Genomic DNA, 17679 nt, shown 5'->3' with positions numbered 1-17679 from the left:
GCTTAATTCATAAGGGGGATGACCTTTTTGTCATGGGTGACAGTATAAATAATGAGTAGAAATCAAATCAAAAAACCTAATTCGATTCGTTTTCTAATCGCATGTGAAATTTTTTCATTTTTTGCACCAAAGCGCTTTGACTGATATCCAATGAGATGGCAGCGGCCCTTGTAGTCCCATACTTCTTCATCGCATTCAATATCAGGGAACGCTCTAGTTCGGAAACGGCTTCCTTCAAAGAATGTGTTGTCGGTTTTTTTGATAAGACCGGCTGGATGAAAGATGGTAAATTAGGCAAATCAATCGTATCATCATAAGTCGTGACGACCAGCCGCTCTGCAAGACTCGCAAGCTCACGTATATTGCCAGGCCACGAATAGTTCGTCAGCCATTCATAGCATTCCGGTGTCATCTTTTTCTTTTCATTATATTTTTCATTGAATTTTTTTAAATACATTTCTAAAAGCGGGATCGTTTCTTCCTTTCGCTGGCGTAAAGGCGGGACTTCAAAGGAAACGATATTAAGCCGGTAATAAAGATCTTCGCGGAAAGATCCTTCTTGCACGAGGGAGGCCAGATCGCGATGGGTGGCTGTAATTAACCTGACATCCACTTCTTTCATTTCGGTGGAGCCTACTCTCATAAACTTGTTTTCTTCTACCACTTTCAAAAGTTTTACCTGTAGCTCTAAAGGTAAATCCCCAATTTCGTCCAAAAATAACGTGCCACCATTCACTTTCTCGAAAATCCCCATTTTCCCATTCTTAAGGGATCCGGTAAATGCCCCTGGTTCATATCCAAAAAGTTCAGATTCCACCAAGTTCGCCGGTATGGCCCCGCAATTTAATTCAAGGAAGATTTTTTCCTTCCTGGAGCTTTTGGCATGTATGTACTTGGCGATTAAACTCTTCCCTACTCCCGTTTCCCCCTGTAACAAGATCTTCGCATCCGTTTTAGCTACTTTATCTGCCAGTTTAAATAAGGGAGTTGTAGAAGGCCCAATGATTATTTCTTGTAAATTGACCTGTTCCGAGCCAGGCAATAATTGAGAAATAGGTTGGAAAGATAGCTTTTGGCTGTCGATCGTGTACTTCATCCGGATTAATTCGGTAATATCTCTTACACTATTTATGACAAATATGACTTCATTCTGTGGCGATAGAATCGGTGTGGCCGATACGATAATCTTTCTTCCATTTCGAATTCTTTGTGTCAAGGTAACTTGATTCTTCGTCAGGATTGAGTCCAATGAAGCAGAAACCGATATCATACCCTGCTCAATTAAATAACTCATCGGTTTTCCGATGATTTCCTCTTCCCTTATTCCGGTAATACGCTGATAAGCTTGATTGATGAATAATGTCGTTCCAGCACCATCCGTGATATATACGCCATCATACAGGGCATTAAATACTACCCTGCATAAATCACTCTCAAAGAATGCTTGAAATTGTTCATAGGGTATTGAATAATTACGTAAATTTTGAAGCGGTGCATTCACAGTAATGAAATGAGAAATGGGCTTTGTCAAATCACTCTGCTGCACTGCCGCAGATAACGCCTCAATAGTCAAAAATCCAATGAAATCCTCTGAATCATCCAAAACTTCCACTTCAGTGCTTCCTATCGGGAAACATGATATCGCTTCCTCCACTGTCATATCCGAATAAAACTTAGTCATCAATCTTCACTCCTAACCTGATCCCTTTATGATACTATGTATAAATGCTACACCGGTAAAACAAATCAATCCATATATGCTATTTCTGATTACAGCGATAAATATGCATCGGAATGACACTAATATCATACCAATGGTGTTTTTTATGCTCAAATCCATTTCCACTCACTAAAGGAAAACTCCCCCTTTTGTTGTTTAGGAACAAAACTGCGCAAAAGCTAATTCCTTTGGATGCTCAACTCTCCGTTATTTAAAAGCTTAAGAGCAATTTTTTGAGGGTTTTAAAAAGTTTCTCTGCCAAAAAACCTAATCCGTATTTGGATTAGGTTTCATTTGTAAAATCTGATTGTTGGTTGCTTTCCACTCCAGGCACTCGCTTTCCGCGGGCGGCCCGGGAGCCTCCTCGGCGCTCTTTGCGCCTGCGAGGGCTCCCCTAGACGCGCTTTTCCCGCAGAGCCTCGTACCTTTCTCTCCAATTGATAGGACTCTTTTAGTAGGATTAGAGCTTAAGGTGATGAGGATGCTTTTTATACATGATTCTATTCAGCGAGATCAACTTGAAATGATTATTTTAGCCAATGAATCTGCCATTTATTAACCTTGGACAAAATTTCAAAAGGGTGCGGAATTTTTTACTTCCGCCCCCTTTTATTATGGTAAGTTGTTTGTTTCTTCTCTAATCATATGATTATTTTGGGAACCAGCCGACAGGTTTTACATCGAGATTAATGTTGATTTGCTTAATTTCCTGGTATTCATCCAAGCCGTATTTTCCTAAACTGCGTCCAATCCCGCTCTGTTTGTAACCGCCCCATGGCGCCTCGACATATGTTGGATGATAGTCATTCACCCATGTGATGCCTGCCCGCACTTTCTTGATCACTCGCAATCCTTTTGCGCCATCGTTAGTGAAGACGCCGCCTGCAAGGCCGTAGTCTGTATCATTTGCAAGTTTAATAGCTTCTTCTTCATCTTTAAACTTTTGAATGACAACGACCGGTCCGAAAATTTCCTCTTGTACGATGCGCATGTCAGACGTTACATCTGTGAATACAGTCGGTGCAATGAAGTATCCTTTGTCAAGGTCTTCATCTACAAGACGGTAACCGCCAGCTGCAAGTGTCGCACCTTCCTGTTTGCCGATTTCAATATAGTTCAAAATGCTATTCATTTGCGCTTCGCTGACAATTGCCCCCATGTTGCTGTCTTCCGCAAGTCCAGGTCCTACTTTGATTTTATTTGCGCGTTCCACATAGCGTCTTACATATTCATCATAAATACTTTCCTCAACCAGGATGCGGCTGCCTGATGAACATACTTGGCCTGCACCGAAAAAGATGCCGAATAATCCGTAATCGACGGCCGTTTCTAAATCTGCATCTGCAAAAACGATGTTAGGTGATTTACCGCCAAGCTCAAGGGAAATTTTCTTTAAGTTGCCCGCGGCCGCCCTCATGATTGTTCGGCCAACATCAGTACTTCCTGTAAATGAAACAATGTCAACATCCTTGCTTTCTGCAATGGTTTGACCGACAACAGTGCCGCGGCCCATCACCATATTAGCAACACCTTTAGGAATGCCTACTTCCTCCAGGATTTCAAATAATTTCATGGCTGTAACAGGTGTCACTTCAGCCGGTTTATATACAATGGTGTTACCTGCCGCAAGGGCCGGTGCGATTTTCCAGACACTCATTAGAAGAGGGAAATTCCAAGGTACAATCAAACCGGCTACACCTACTGGCTCACGGACAACCATCGCTTGTACTGGAGCGGGAACTTGATAAGTTTCCCCTTCTGGATGAAGGACCAACCCTGCGTAGTAACGGAAACACGCGGCGGCATCAGCAATATCGAAACCTGCCTCTGCTTTAAGTTTCCCATTGTCCATTGTTTCAAGAGTCGTTAACTCTTCCGCACGTTCATCAATTTTATCAGCGATTTTATATAGGTAGGAAGCACGCTCCTGTGCTGTCAGGCCTGACCAGATTCCACTTTCAAAAGCTGCCTTCGCAACGGAGATTGCCCTTTCTGTATCTTCCTTGGTGGCACGCGGAGCCCTTGCAATGACTTCCTGTGTTGCGGGATTGATTACCGGAATTACTTCATTTGAAGATGAGGTCTGCCACTTACCGTCGATGTAATTTTTAAGCTCTATAACTGCTGTTTCTAAAATTGTCATGTTTTTTGCCTCCGGTTTTCTTTATTTTTATTGTAAGCCTGTACGGAATCGTTAAAGCTTTATAACTAGTCTGTCGTCCTTCGCACGTGAGCAGCATGTCAGGATTGACTTACGTGATTGACGGTTTTGTTCGCTAAGGAAGAAATCCCGGTGATCCACTTCACCTTCTGCCACATCTACTTCACAACTTCCGCACCCGCCCACTTTACAAGAATAAGGTGCTTCAATTCCTTCCCTTAAAAGCGCATCAAGCAGTGTTTCGCCTTCCTGAACGTGGATGGACCGATCGCTGTCTGTAAGGTCGACAATGAAAGGATTTTTCGGCCCATCATTTTTTGTCGCAAATAATTCGAAGTGGATCGCATGTTCCGGATAACCATAGGAACTGGCAGCTTTTCGATACTCTTGAACCATCTCGATTGGTCCGCAAAAATATACATGCGTGCCAATGCGATGATCCTTCATCGTCTCAGGCGTCATTCTGCGTTGGTCTTCCGCCTGTGAAAAATAAAAGGTGCATTGATCAGGATATTTGGCTTTCAACAGATCATAAAAAGCACATAATTCCGGTGTGCGTGCTGCATAATGGAGTTCGAAGGTTTGGCCTTCGGCAGCCATGTCTTCCATCATTGCCAGAAATGGTGTGATGCCGATTCCAGCTGCATAAAAAGCATGATGCTTTGCTCGAAAGCTAAGAGGGAAGTTGTTTTTAGGGAAACTGACTTCCAACCTGGAATCTAACTGTACATGATCATGCCAGAAAGCGGAACCTCCGCGTGACGCCTCATCTCGCCGAATGGAAATGGCATATTTTTTACGGTCCCTTGGGTTGCTGATAAGGGAGTATTCTCTCTCGAATATCGTATCCCCGGCCGGCATGAATGTGGTCAAATGCGAACCGCCTGTAAAAGCAGGCAATGGTTTTCCATCAACTGGTATCAACTCGAATTGTTTTACGAATGGAGTTTCTTGAATGATCTTGTTTACTTTCATTTGAATATTTCCTACTACCCGCATGATGATCAGCTCCCTACTTCTTCTTTTCCGATTGGGATGAATGGGTAACCAATATAACCTTCCCGTACTATGGAATAAAAAGGTCCTATTTCAAGACTTGCTCTGCAATGGTCACATTCTGCAATCTCTGCTTCTTCTGCGACTTCCGACACTTCAAAACATTTCATGCAATATACGTACCGCCGTTTAGCTCCGATAATCACCGTCTGGATCTCAGCTTCAGATAGACCAGCTTCCACCCCGAGCGAGAAGATCATTACGGCATTGTTCCATGCAGCCGCAATATAAAATTGGGTGCCCATCTTTTGTGCCAAGATGAATCTATTAATCTCCTCTTTATCTTCCATTCCATTAATGGAAAGACATTCAACAGGCACTGTTCCTGCGATTTCAGAAGTGAAACGTTTCGCCTTTTCATATCCAGCTTGATCGGAAATGACGACAAACTTTCTTCGTTCATTCCGAGGAGTAAATTGATTTACGATCGTAATGGATTTATCAAACAGTACTGGACTATTGTACATGCCCTATCCTCCTACTTTTTGTTTAGATTCGCTTTTTGTTTTTCATCAATCCGCTTCAAATATTCGACCGATTGCGGAAGGAAAGGGGCAATTCCTTTGTATTCAGCCATAGGTTCCGGAATATCCTGCAATACGCTATATGTCAGATCAAACCACTCCTGGCGTAATGTTAAATCCTCCAGTGGCAGGAACTGTGTATTCAATACGAAAAGAATGGCGTTGCTTCGCGGCATGTTATAAAATTTTTGCTCTTCAACACGCAAACGAACCAGTTCACCTGCATTTTCCGGTGTTATCTCAGAACGTTGCGGTCCCCACACATCCATCGTTTCATAGTTGACATCCCAACGGTCCGCCATCAGGTTCCAGTTGATGCGTGTCCATGGCTTTCCAGGCTCAATGGATAATAAAAACTTACGAACGCGATCTGCCAGTTCATCGCCTTTCCGCGATACAAATGGAACGGGTGCATGGATCTCATCAAAGGACATGCCTTTATTCCAGTTAGCTGAGAAGAGTGCGGCGTATGAAACTTGCCCCACTTCCAAATAGAAATTACTATCGCGATGTACCATTAAAACAAAATCATTGTGGAAATGGCGGCCTATATAATCAAGCGGCTCATTTGGAAGCGTGCTGGCATCGCCATACACGAATGAATCGGATTCCCCGAAAATGTGGTTCTTGAAAGTCCAGTTGTCTCCATCTTTAATGACCTCGAAATGCTCCGGATAACGATCAGTTGCCATGTCGATTAGCATCTCCAACACTTCCCATTGCATTTCCATCGTGTGTGAAAAAGATTGAAACCTTATATTCGGCTGTTCTTGAAGGAGACGACGCTTCGTTTCCACTTGAAGTCTGTATTCTGGTGTAACTTCAATACAGTTAACGTTTGAGAGTTTTTTCAAGTCGTTTGAATAACGATAGTTACCTGAAGTGAATGGAAATGGGAATGTATCTAAATCTGTTGTTTTGAAATCTAAACTTTGTGTAAACATTGAACAATCTCCTCTCGTTCCCTAGATTCTTTAAAGTGAGTTTTTATCTATTTAGCTTCCTTTAATTCCACCGATGGACGCTCCATGTCAACTTCAAAACGGAAAATGTATTTAGATGAAACATAGTAGGTGACTAAAGCGACAAAGTATGTTGGAATTCCGGCAGCTGTATGAAGGAAAAAGTCACTTGCTTCAAAAGTCAATGGATTATAGAGTGCCCAGTAAACGATCGTTCCGATAACCACCGTGAGAACGGCCGACGGGTTAATGCCTTTCCAATAGGTATAAGAGCCTTGCGTGTCATACAAATCCCTTATTGAAATGCGTTGGCGCTTTACAAAAAAGTAATCTGCAACGACAATCCCGCCAAGAACAGCCATAATAAAAGAAATGACAGCAATGAATGAACCAAAGGCATCGTAGAACGTTGAGCTTAGAAGTAAGAATATAGTCGGTACGGTTGTTCCCATCGCAATCATCCATGACTTTTTCGGGAATACAGTTTTAAAGCTGACAGCTTGTGAGTACATAAGGAATATGGCTGCACCGACATTCCCTACCGAAAGTAAAATCAAGCCAATGAATCCGCCCCAACTTCCTGCGATGGAAAACATCCAATCAGAAGGATTAAGTGAACCAGCGACTAATGCAGCAAGGGCCCCGACTAACGCGGCGATACTGACAATGATTCCATAGCTGTAGAAGCCCGCTTTAAATGCTCCTCCTTCCGTTTTAGATAAACGGCTGTATTGGCCAAGGTACGGAAGCCATGAAAAGCCGAGACCGATGTTTAACTCCAGGGCTGTCGCAAATGAACGAGAAGTCGTTTCAAATGGCTCAGAAGGAAGTATATGAGCAACTTCCGTGAATCCCTGTCCAAACAAGACTATTGCAAGAAGGCCAAACATGAGAACCATAAAAACCGGAACGGCTACTGCGGTATATTTTTGAATCGCTACCGGTCCCCTCACCGTTACAAGGAATGCACAGATGAAGAGCAAAATCGAGAAAAACGGCGCTCCCGTTGCTTGGCTTGAAAAAAGCGCGGGCATCCCCATCCAATTAGCCGCCTCTGCCAACGCCTGGCCGGACATAAAAAGCGCAATGGAAATATAGCCGAGAGTTAAAATAAGAAAAACAAAGAAAAAGATATTCGATCCTAAATACCCAAGTGAACTTCGAAACCCTACAAAGGTATCAATGCCATAACGCGCAAAATAAAGGGTAATGGGAACAATCAACAGCATAGGGAAGGCATTACCGAATAAAATCGCTGCAAGTGACTGCTTCGCGTCAAGCATTGTACCTGTATATCCACCAGTTAACAGCCCAAAAGATGAGAGGCCAATAACAACTTGAACTAAAATTAAATCCCGAAGGTTAAAAATCCGGTCATTTTTACTTGCCGGTAAAAACCCAAAGGCCACATCCTTTGAAATGGAGGAATTCTCTTTGCTCACACGCTTCTCTCCCAACTATAGAATAATGATTGTAATACTTGGAATAAGGCTGATATAGTTCTGGGTGATTGAAACAACTACATTAGACAAGTGAATAGATTAGGTAGACGATGATTAAAATCATGAAAAAAATAGAACCTGTCGCATCCTTCCATTTCATTTTGTCGATTTTCACGGCTTCTTCCTGCTCATACGCATTGATCCGCTCATTCAAATCTGAATATAGATTTTTAATAAAGGGATCTTCTGAATTGATATTCTGTTGAAACTGATTCTCTTTATTCAAAATCGCTTCTCCCTCCTTTGCAATCATGCTTTCCAGTCCCTTCTCTTTACTTTAATGCAATAAACATGCCAATCAGAAAACACCATGCTTACAGCGTTTTCAAAAGGAAGAATATTCATTTTTGAAACTATTGAACAATTGTGAAATTTCTGTAATATAAAAACTAGGAAGTTATTTGAAAGGCAGGTAGACATAAATGGACCACTTCACCTCTGCACTCTTGTCTATTTACGATCAGCTTATCGTGACAGATAAAAATGGCACCATTCTGAAATCGACCGGAAAAGGGAATTCCTTATTCCAAACAGTCAAATCCGCTAATGTCGGCGGTTCCATCAGAGATGTTGAACAAGATTTATTTGCTACAAACTTGGCAGAAGAGATAATGGGCAAAAATGAAAAAAGATCTTTCATGCAGTCCTCGTGGCAGGGTCCAGAGCTGCTGATGACGGCATACCCGATTGAATCCGGTGCATGGGTTTGGGCCTTCAAAGAAATTAAAGACTCTTATCCAGATACATCAAGGGGGCAATCGGGGCCTTTGTTGGAATCGAAGAAGCCATCATTTCCATTTGTGATCCGCAGTAAACCGATGCTTGATGTCCTGCATAAAATGCAAATGGTTTCTGATGTCAGCGCAACAGTCCTTTTATTGGGGGAATCCGGTGTAGGAAAGGAAATAGCCGCCAGGGCCATACATAATATGAGTAACAGAAGCGACGGTCCGTTTATACCTGTCAATTGCGGCGCCATCCCGGAAAACCTGATTGAAAGCGAACTTTTTGGCTACGTAGAAGGGGCTTTTACCAGCGCACGGAAAGACGGCGCCAAAGGGAAATTCACACTCGCCCATAAAGGCATCTTATTCTTGGATGAGGTTGGCGAGTTACCGCTTAATGTTCAAGTAAAACTGCTTCGCGTCCTTCAGGAACGCGTTGTCACACCAATTGGAAGTACGACATCACACCCTGTTGACATTCAAGTGATTGCCGCAACAAATAAATCGCTCGAAAAAATGGTGAAAAAAGGTGAATTCCGAGAAGACTTATATTATCGTCTTCATGTCGTGCCCATCCATCTTCCGCCGCTTAGGAATCGTGTAGATGAAATCCCCCACCTGGTTCATTTTTTTTTACAAAAGTACAATACACTTTACAATCGAAAGGTAGCTTTCACACCGGATGCACTCGACTTGCTATGTATCTATCAATGGCCCGGCAACGTGCGCGAACTTGAGAATACAGTTGAAAGGCTTGTGATTACTAGCGGAATACCGGAAGTGGATGTTGCGTTGATTAGAGAAGTGCTCCCTTTTAAAGGACCCAACAAACCCACTTTACTACCTGCTATCGATTTTCTAATGCCTTTGCAGGAAGCAGTCGACCTTGTGGAGGAACAGCTGATCAACATGGCGATGGAACAATACAAATCATTAAAACTAGCAGCAAAGGTATTGGAAGTCAGCCAGCCGACGATGAGCAGGAAATATAAAAAATTACGAAATAAAATTGAAGAGGCAAGCTTTTCACCAGTGGATAAACGGGCCATTTTAGAAGAACAAATAAACCAGCGGCTTCGATCCATTGCCGTTGTAACCGCAGCTATCATTCCAGCTGAAGAGGTTATCAGTCTACAAAAAAATATGAACCGGCAAACTTCCTATAACCAGAAATTAAAACAAAAACTGACCATGATTCAAGAAAAGGAAGGTGTAATTGAATGGGTCTTTATATTTATCATGACGGAGGATGGACGTCTGATTCACCTCGTTGCAGATAAAGGCTTTGTAATTGAACCGGGGGAAGAATATTTAGGCCCCCCGGAAATGGTTAATGTCGCATACCAGGCGTTTAATGGTAAAGCTGGTGTGACACCCATATACGAAGACAGGTACGGTGAGTGGAAAACAAGCTTTGCGCCAATCATTGATGATGACGGCAATATCGTTGCTATTGTAGGATGTGATTACAGCAAAGCCTATTTCAATTCGGAAATGCAACGTCTCCGTAAGCAACTCAATATACATGTTTGATTTAAGGATGAAGTCCTGCAGTGATTCTATTAAACCGACTGAATACTAGAGTAAAAAAAAGAAAAGCTGATTACAGGAGCCGTCTTGAACGGTCTTTTGCAGTCAGCTTTTTCGTTAGGGTTTACGATTTTTCTCCAAGGTAACTCGTTAACACAATACTTCCACATTAAATCCTCCGGGCGCTTCTACGTAGAAAGTATATCTGTGTAAGTGTTGTGGGGGTTTTACCTTGAATCCATCATCCTTCAACTTCTGATTGATCCTGTTAACTTGTTCTTCATTTTCTTGTATGAATCCAACATGAAATGTCTTGGGGTATTGTACATCGCTTCCTTTCATTAGAGTCAATATGGAACCATCATCATCTTTCATTGCGGCGAACCCATCTCCACGACTTCCTGCACATGTCAGTCCAAAATATGTTTCTAAAAACTCACGTGAAGCCGTAACATCATTAACTGTTAAATTAATATGATTGATCTTCATTGCTTCCCCCGATTTTACTATTATTGTTTTCTTTCCGTCCCTCCGTAAAAAAGTTAATTTTCCGCAGACTTGTTAATCCCCCCTTCCTATTTTGTAAGGTATTCCTTCTTTTTCTTAAAAATGTCAGTATTATCCTTCCGATTCAGTAAATAATCATCCAAGTTACCGCAATTACAAGATTAAAAGGCCAGCCAGTAAAAACTGGCTGGCCTTCGGTGTAACTCCATTACAATAATTTTTCATTTTCATAGTTAGTGTTTGACTCTACTTTCTTGGCCAATTTAAATTTATAGAATAATATACAGGCTATCAAAAATCCTATCCCATAAAACAATCCGACTCGTTGAGTAGGATCAAAGGCAAGGAATACTAGAATCAGCAAACAAAAGCCTAAACAAAACAACGGGACAAATGGGTAAAATGGTACTATGTATTGTAAATCTTCCGTTTTACCACCCGCTTTTATAAACTTCCTTCTAAACATATATTGCGATAAAGCAATCCCCATCCAAGAGATCGTGACGGAAATTCCCGCTATGGACATAAGTATCACGAACACAGTATCGGCCGCAATGAAGCTGGTCAATAACGATAGAAGCGAAAAGCATATCGTAAAAAGAAGGGCATTCAATGGCACTTTCCTTTTGGACAATAGACCAAACACCTTAGGTGCCATTCCATCATGGGCCATCGACCAAAGCAAACGCGTGGAAGCATACAGACATGAATTCCCCACGGAAAGAATGGCTGTCAAAATAATGAAATTCATGATACTTGCTGCATATGGTATCCCCGCTATCTTCATTAAAGTTACAAAAGGACTTTCCAATAAGCCTAATTCCGAAGAAGGGAATATGGCGGAAAGGATGATAATGGACGAAATGTAAAAAACAATGATTCTAAATAGTACGTTTCGAATGGCTTTAGGGATGTTCTCTTCAGGTTTTTCACTTTCCCCTGCCGCTATTCCTATTAGTTCTGAGCCTTGATAAGAAAATATCACATTCATCATTGTCACAAAGATAATTGTAATGCCTCCTGCTGGAAAAAGACCAGAAGGTGCCAAATTCTCAAAAAATGGGGTTGGACGATCAGATAAAGAGACAAAACCAAAGATGCCAGCGATTCCAATCAAGATAAACAAAATCACTGCAACGATTTTAATTCCTGCGAACCAATATTCCGCCTCTGCAAAACCTCTTGTCGTTAATGCATTCAATGTAAATAAAAGCACTATGAACACAGCACACCAAATCCAGGTAGGACTATGGGGGAACCATTGTTTCATCAATATTCCTGCTGCCGTAAACTCAACTCCTGCAGTTGCTGCTGAGCCTACAAAATACATCCATCCTAGAGAGAAACCAGCGGAAGGCCCAATATATTCGGCAGCATATTTTTGGAATGATCCAGTAACCGGCATATGAACGGCTAGCTCGCCAAGGCAGACCATGACCATATACAAAATAAGTCCGCCGGCTAGATAACCGATCAAGGCTCCTCCTGCCCCCGCTTGGTTAATTGTATAGCCTGCATTTAAAAATAGGCCTGTACCAATTACGCCGCCAAGTGAAAGCATAAATAAATGGCGTCTTTTCATTGAGCGTTGCAGCTGATCATTATTCTCCAGTCCATACCCCATATAATCACATCCTTATCATATCTATTAGCCTATGCCTTCTCACAAACCATCTTAGAACCTCAATGAAAGACAACTAAGGCCGCCATCTTGTTTTTGAAATTCCGACATTTCCACTTCAATCACTGTGTATCCCAAATCTTCAATTTTCTTCTTTGTACCTTCAAACCCTTTCGGGACAATAACGCAATCGTTCATTCTGACGCAGTTACCCGAATATTCTTCTTCCTCTTTTACGATGATTTGATTAAAGCTAGAAAAAGCCTCGTGATTAATGAATTCCCCGGCCACTAATAAATTATTGTCTCCCAGGTAATTGACACCCGTTTTTAAATGAAAGAATTTCTTAAGGGGAATGATGGTCGTATCATAACCATACTTACTCATGATATCTTTGAACTGCAAAGCACCTGCTTCATTCGTTCTGGTTGAAAGGCCAACATAGAAGTGATTTTCAACTTGCATTACATCTCCGCCATCTAACATACCTGGTGATTGAATATATTCGATCGTTTCATAAAAGTCCTTTAAAACTTCTTTCATTTCATTAATCTCACCATTACGGCTATCTGCACCAGGATTGGTTACAAGTGCACATTTCGGGGTCAATACTGCAGTATCTTCTACAAACGTAGAATCAGGGTATCTTTCATCCGATTCGAGAATGGTCACTTTCACACCGCAGCGTTTTAATGCTTCTACATAAGCCTTGTGCTGTACAAGCGCTTTTTCATAATCCGGGTTTCCTAAATCCGATGTTGTTAAGCCATTTACAAAACTTTTACCAATCTTTCTTACAATCGCGTGGTTAAACATATATATTCCTCCTAATTAGGTAGTTTATCTTATTAAAATGTGGATTACCTTTTTGCTCCTGCTGTACTTTAAATGAAGTTTCTTTTATTCCGGAAGCGGAAATTATAGATAGAGAGAAGAGACAACCAAATCCCTCTATTAAACTATAACGGGTGCCTCTTCTTAGCCCATGCTTTCTCAATTATTTGAATGACTGCACAATTTATCCGCTATTCCTACAAAATATCTTACTCCATACCCTAGAGCCTTCTCATCGATTTTAAATTTAGGATGGTGTAAAGGATAAGCTTTTCCAAACTCATCATTATGGACCCCTAGAAATTGCATCGAAGAGGGAACGATTTCTGAAAAAGCCGAAAAATCTTCTGTTCCAAACATGGGATCATCAACCTTGATGATGTTATTCTCTTCAAAAATACCTTCCATGACCGTTTTTGAAATATCAACAGCAGCTTTATCATTTACCACTGCTGGATACCCTAAATACCAAGTTATTTCACATTTTGCCCCATGCGCCTCCGAAATCCCCTTAACGATTCGCTCAAGATGCTCCCTTGCTTTCACTCGGCTATCAGAGTCCAAGGAACGAATGGTACCTCCGATTTCCGCATATTCTGGTATGACATTGAGCGCACTTCCGGAATGGAACTGAGTGACTGAAATGACTGGTGTCCTAAGTGCTGAAATTTTCCTGGAGACGATATGTTGAATATTCGTCGTAATTTCTGCACCAATGATCAGCGGATCTACCGTTAATTCCGGAGTCGACGCATGACCGCCCTGACCTATAATTTTAATTTCAAAATCATCGGCTGCAGCACAGAATACCCCTTCCCTTAAACATATTGTTCCTGTTCCTTCATAAGGAGTAACATGCAGTGCAAATGCATAATCCACTCCTTCCATGACCCCTTTTGTTACCAATTCCTGAGCTCCCCCTGGCAGTACTTCCTCTGCGTGTTGGAAAATAAACCTGATTTCTCCATCAATCGCATCTTTTTTTCCGGAGAGGACTTTAGCAGCACCTAATAACATCGCAGCATGTGCATCATGTCCGCAGGCATGCATAACCCCAGGATTTTTTGATTTGAATTCAATTTCTGCTTCCTCTTCAATCGGGAGAGCATCAATATCTGCACGAAAAGATATGATATTCGATTTTCGGGCAGATTTTTGAGTTCCTTTAAGAACAGCTAAAACGCTCGTTTCAGTTGGTCTCGTCACTTCCAATCCTGAAAAGGTTTTTAATTTCCTGTAGATAAATTCAGAAGTCTGGTGCTCCTGATAGGAGAGCTCCGGATTTTCGTGAAAATGACGTCTCCATGAAATCACTTCATCCACAACCGTCTCCTGTACTTTCTTCATCATAAACGCCTCCTATTAGTGCCAATATTCAGTTTTTTCTAAAAAGGGCCATACTGCATGCTTTGAGCAATGATCAAAAAGATAATCGCTATGGCAAATTGAATCAGTAGATATGGAAACACCCATTTTACCCATTTTGTAAATGAAATGCCTGCCACTGCCAATCCAGCCAATAGCACTCCAGAAGTCGGAAATATCATATTCGAAATCCCATCCCCTAATTGGAAAGCTAACACTGCCGTTTGTCTTGTCACACCCATTAAATCCGCTAATGGAGCCATGATCGGCATCGTCAATGCAGCTTGCCCACTTCCGGATGGCACAATGAAGTTAAGAAATAATTGGACTATGAACATTCCGATTGCATTTATGGCGGGAGGAAGTTGTTCAACCAATCCTGCAGCATAATATAAAATGGTGTCCAGCAATCCGCCGCTTGTAATGATGACTAGGATTGTCTGCGCAACTCCTATTATCAATGCCCCAGAAACCATATCGCCTGCTCCTGAAATAAAACCATTAGCCATCTTGGATGGAGTTAAGCCTCCAATTATGCCCATAATGATTGCGCTTAATAAAAACAAGCCGCCAATTTCGCTTATATACCAGCCTAATTTAATGACTCCATATACTAATAGGATGAAATTCACCAATAAAATAATTAAAGCGGCGCTATGTCTTTTATTTATCCTAAAGTTTTTATCAAAATGTGCATGATCTTCACGCCTGAATTTCCCATACTCTCCCAGTTCAGGGTTTCTTTTAACCTTCATTGCATGGAAATAGATGTACAATACTGTAACGACATAAAACACTGCAAGAAGGGCGATACGCAATCCCATTCCCGAATACATAGGTAGTTCTGCAATGCTTTGGGCAACTCCTACATTAAAAGGGTTCGTAATGCCCGAAATGAATCCAGTCGCCAATGTTCCAAGGATGACGATCGCAAAACCCGTAAGTGCATCAAAGCCTAATGCTATCGTCATCGGAACAATGATTGCGATATAAACTAATGCATCTTCAGCAGAGCCAATCAGTGTCCCTAATGAAGCGAAGATCAATACCATCAACGGAATAAGCAATTTCTCTTTTGTTCCGAATCGAACAGCCACAAACTTAATGAAAGAATTCAGTGCTCCTGTTGCCTGCATGATTCCCAATGCTCCGCCAAACAAAAAGACGAACAAGATAATTGATGCTCCTTCAATCATCCCTGCGTGAATGCTGCTGAACATTTCCAATAATCCCACTGGTGTTGATTCAACGAATTCAAAGGAAGTGGGATCGACTACACTTCGGCCATCCTTTTCAATTCTTTCATATTGGCCTGCAGGTAAGATATAGGTTAAAACCGTCACGATTACAATTACGATAAACATTAAGACAAAAGGATTAATCCCTTTTTCCGGTAACTCCGTTAGTTGGTTAAGTGGCTTATTATTCTGATTAAGCGGCTCGGAAGTGATTGGACCATTAGGCAGGTCATTCATATAAATACCCCCAGTTAAAGTTTTATATTAATCCAGTTTCCCAGTCGGACCATCACTTCTCAACCAAACACTTAAACATACTCTTTACCAACTTCTCCAGCATAACGGGCGTATGGACGAAGGCACTCTCGATGTGAAGGCGCTCAGTACGCTGGTGGGCATCCTTGCCGAATGGACCCACATTAAGTACGGGTGCCTGAAGTTTTTGCATATCAGCAAAAGGAATGCTGTAAGTATCGCCCCAGACTGGTGTATTTTTTTCAAAAGCCGTCCAGCCATCAGACTCATCACTATATTGAACATAGCTTAAATCGCAAAGGCCATTAAAATAATGAATTTGACTGACTTCTTCATCAAGCAGGCTGGCAGTTTCCTTCATTAATTTCACAGATTCCATGATAAGCGGATCTTCGGACGTATTGACGGCTGGATAATATGGCGGTGCGAACAGCAATACAATGGCGGGTGAAAGCTCCTGACATTGTATCATCAATTTTTCAGCGATCCGCACTGATTTTTCCCGCTCATCCAAATCCATGTTTCCTTTAACTTCACTCTTTATTTGCTCAACAAAATTGCCGCCAAATTTGCCCTCGGCATATGAAAGTAACTTTTCGTAGCGCAATACTTGTACTTCGCCTACACCCTCAATTTGTTCACGCAGACATAGAGCTTTATAAGATTCATTGCATTTCATCGCTGCTTCGTTTGCAACCTGCTCGAATAGATCCATTATTTCTGCAGCTGTTCTTTTCATAATGAACACATTATAAAGCGCGGCTGCCCGATAAGGTGTCTGTGTTGAATATTGTAGTTTTAGATCTTTTTGCTGAAGCGATACTGGTAAAGGTGTTTCCTCGCCAAGATCACTTTCCAGAAAAAGAGTGTTCCACTCCATGAGCTGTGTGAGGAACGAGGCTATATATTAGCCGTTATGCCCTTTAATGGCTCACCTACATGAGTTTCTTTCCCATAAAAAAGGGCAGCGGGCATGATTTTCCCCAAAGTTCCGGAATAAATATAATGTCTATTATCACCCGGCTTCTGTGAAAAGGACGGTTCACTATTAAGAAACATTTTATAGGAAAGGCTATATTTATCACGTAAAGTCACAAGTTCTTTAACTGCAGCCCTCATTCCGGCAGAATTCACTTCCTCATCCGGAACCGTTAACAGAAGGAGATTGATCGGCCATTGTTCAATGCTTGCCTTTTCGATGATAGCCATATGAAGGGCAAGCCCCATTTTCATATCCATCGTACCTCTGCCAAACAAGTACTTTCCTGATTCAAGATCAAGGCGCGCTTCTTCCGGCAGATCACCTTTCCGGTCATGAAGTTTTTTAGTAAGCTCCTCTGGCTGAAAAGCAAAAGTCTCAAGATCGCCGTATTCTTCAGTATGAACCGTATCAAAATGGCTGATTAATACAACGGTCTCCTTGCTATCGGGATGTTTGTAAAAGGCATTGACAAAATTTCTCCCTAAATCAGCCTCGTGAAGCGATAAGTACTCCGGATTCCTTTTAAAATATTCAAGTTCCCTCAATTTCTCTTGTACCTTATAAGGAAACGTGCGTTCCCCAACTGTAAGAGTCCGGCTTTCCCAGCTAACAAGTTCACATAGTAAAGCACGGAGCGTTTCTGGAGTACCCCATAGTAATTGACTCATTGAAATCCCCTTTCCGATTTTCATCAAAT

General features: G+C 41.7%; 13 protein-coding genes and 1 pseudogene. 1 reads left to right on the top strand and 13 read right to left on the bottom strand.

The genetic code is table 11. The features are described from left to right. Nucleotides 1–76 precede the first annotated feature (76 nt). From MPH60_RS07270 to MPH60_RS07240, 7 genes are all read right to left on the bottom strand, one after another. Nucleotides 77–1681 carry a sigma-54 interaction domain-containing protein gene (locus MPH60_RS07270; RefSeq protein WP_241590274.1) on the bottom strand — a complete coding sequence of 535 codons (1605 nt, stop codon included), beginning with the start codon at nt 1679–1681 and terminating at the stop codon, nt 77–79. Nucleotides 1682–2369: 688 nt separating this feature from the next. Further along, nucleotides 2370–3863 (bottom strand): aldehyde dehydrogenase family protein, encoded by a 1494-nt coding sequence (locus MPH60_RS07265; RefSeq protein WP_241590273.1) that lies wholly within the window; start codon nt 3861–3863, stop codon nt 2370–2372. 51 nt (nt 3864–3914) lie between these two features. Beyond that, entirely contained in the window at nt 3915–4880 is a 966-nt protein-coding gene (locus MPH60_RS07260) for a PDR/VanB family oxidoreductase (protein WP_241590272.1), read from the bottom strand. Between the two features lie 5 nt (nt 4881–4885). Next, nucleotides 4886–5404, bottom strand: a complete 519-nt coding sequence (locus MPH60_RS07255; protein ID WP_241590271.1) for a hypothetical protein — start codon at nt 5402–5404, stop codon at nt 4886–4888. Nucleotides 5405–5415: 11 nt separating this feature from the next. Beyond that, nucleotides 5416–6405: a heme-dependent oxidative N-demethylase family protein gene (locus MPH60_RS07250; protein WP_241590270.1), complete on the bottom strand. Its 990-nt coding sequence runs from the start codon at nt 6403–6405 to the stop codon at nt 5416–5418. A 47-nt stretch (nt 6406–6452) separates the two neighbouring features. After that, nucleotides 6453–7865, bottom strand: coding sequence for a purine-cytosine permease family protein (locus tag MPH60_RS07245; protein ID WP_241590269.1), 1413 nt, complete (start codon nt 7863–7865; stop codon nt 6453–6455). Between the two features lie 82 nt (nt 7866–7947). After that, entirely contained in the window at nt 7948–8178 is a 231-nt protein-coding gene (locus tag MPH60_RS07240) for a hypothetical protein (protein ID WP_241590268.1), read from the bottom strand. Nucleotides 8179–8347: 169 nt separating this feature from the next. Here MPH60_RS07240 and MPH60_RS07235 point away from each other — a divergent pair, with 169 nt between their 5' ends. Next, complete coding sequence (locus MPH60_RS07235; RefSeq protein ID WP_241590267.1) at nt 8348–10183, top strand: sigma 54-interacting transcriptional regulator; 1836 nt, start codon at nt 8348–8350, stop codon at nt 10181–10183. A gap of 147 nt (nt 10184–10330) precedes the next feature. On the opposite strand, the gene MPH60_RS07230 is transcribed toward MPH60_RS07235, so the two are convergent. The 6 genes and pseudogenes from MPH60_RS07230 to MPH60_RS07205 all read right to left on the bottom strand — a co-directional run bounded on the left by MPH60_RS07230 (nt 10331) and on the right by MPH60_RS07205 (nt 17650). After that, complete coding sequence (locus MPH60_RS07230) at nt 10331–10669, bottom strand: VOC family protein (RefSeq protein WP_241590266.1); 339 nt, start codon at nt 10667–10669, stop codon at nt 10331–10333. A gap of 226 nt (nt 10670–10895) precedes the next feature. Further along, the gene (locus tag MPH60_RS07225) at nt 10896–12311 is read right to left on the bottom strand and encodes an amino acid permease (RefSeq protein ID WP_241590265.1); all 1416 of its coding nucleotides are present in this window, start codon (nt 12309–12311) and stop codon (nt 10896–10898) included. A gap of 51 nt (nt 12312–12362) precedes the next feature. Next, entirely contained in the window at nt 12363–13124 is a 762-nt protein-coding gene (locus MPH60_RS07220) for a dimethylarginine dimethylaminohydrolase family protein (protein WP_241590264.1), read from the bottom strand. A gap of 177 nt (nt 13125–13301) precedes the next feature. Next, complete coding sequence (locus tag MPH60_RS07215) at nt 13302–14489, bottom strand: amidohydrolase (protein ID WP_241590263.1); 1188 nt, start codon at nt 14487–14489, stop codon at nt 13302–13304. A gap of 38 nt (nt 14490–14527) precedes the next feature. Continuing rightward, entirely contained in the window at nt 14528–15871 is a 1344-nt protein-coding gene (locus tag MPH60_RS07210; RefSeq protein WP_241590394.1) for a YfcC family protein, read from the bottom strand. 163 nt (nt 15872–16034) lie between these two features. Beyond that, nucleotides 16035–17650 (bottom strand): annotated as a pseudogene (locus MPH60_RS07205) (M20/M25/M40 family metallo-hydrolase). Between the last annotated feature and the right edge of the window lie 29 nt (nt 17651–17679).

It is taken from the genome of Peribacillus sp. Aquil_B1, assembly GCF_022603275.1.
Taxonomy (GTDB): domain Bacteria; phylum Bacillota; class Bacilli; order Bacillales; family DSM-1321; genus Peribacillus.
Note: the sequence above shows the minus strand (reverse complement) of the source record. Positions and strands in the feature narration are given on the sequence as shown.

Bases quoted from the DNA above. Each gene is read 5' to 3' on its own strand.
- MPH60_RS07225 (WP_241590265.1), bottom strand. From the start codon at position 12,311: ATGGGGTATGGACTGGAGAATAATGATCAGCTGCAACGCTCAATGAAA.
- MPH60_RS07230 (WP_241590266.1), bottom strand. From the start codon at position 10,669: ATGAAGATCAATCATATTAATTTAACAGTTAATGATGTTACGGCTTCA.
- MPH60_RS07210 (WP_241590394.1), bottom strand. From the start codon at position 15,871: ATGTTTATCGTAATTGTAATCGTGACGGTTTTAACCTATATCTTACCT.
- MPH60_RS07255 (WP_241590271.1), bottom strand. From the start codon at position 5,404: ATGTACAATAGTCCAGTACTGTTTGATAAATCCATTACGATCGTAAAT.
- MPH60_RS07250 (WP_241590270.1), bottom strand. From the start codon at position 6,405: ATGTTTACACAAAGTTTAGATTTCAAAACAACAGATTTAGATACATTC.
- MPH60_RS07235 (WP_241590267.1), top strand. From the start codon at position 8,348: ATGGACCACTTCACCTCTGCACTCTTGTCTATTTACGATCAGCTTATC.
- MPH60_RS07265 (WP_241590273.1), bottom strand. From the start codon at position 3,863: ATGACAATTTTAGAAACAGCAGTTATAGAGCTTAAAAATTACATCGAC.
- MPH60_RS07240 (WP_241590268.1), bottom strand. From the start codon at position 8,178: ATGATTGCAAAGGAGGGAGAAGCGATTTTGAATAAAGAGAATCAGTTT.
- MPH60_RS07260 (WP_241590272.1), bottom strand. From the start codon at position 4,880: ATGCGGGTAGTAGGAAATATTCAAATGAAAGTAAACAAGATCATTCAA.
- MPH60_RS07220 (WP_241590264.1), bottom strand. From the start codon at position 13,124: ATGTTTAACCACGCGATTGTAAGAAAGATTGGTAAAAGTTTTGTAAAT.
- MPH60_RS07215 (WP_241590263.1), bottom strand. From the start codon at position 14,489: ATGAAGAAAGTACAGGAGACGGTTGTGGATGAAGTGATTTCATGGAGA.
- MPH60_RS07270 (WP_241590274.1), bottom strand. From the start codon at position 1,681: ATGACTAAGTTTTATTCGGATATGACAGTGGAGGAAGCGATATCATGT.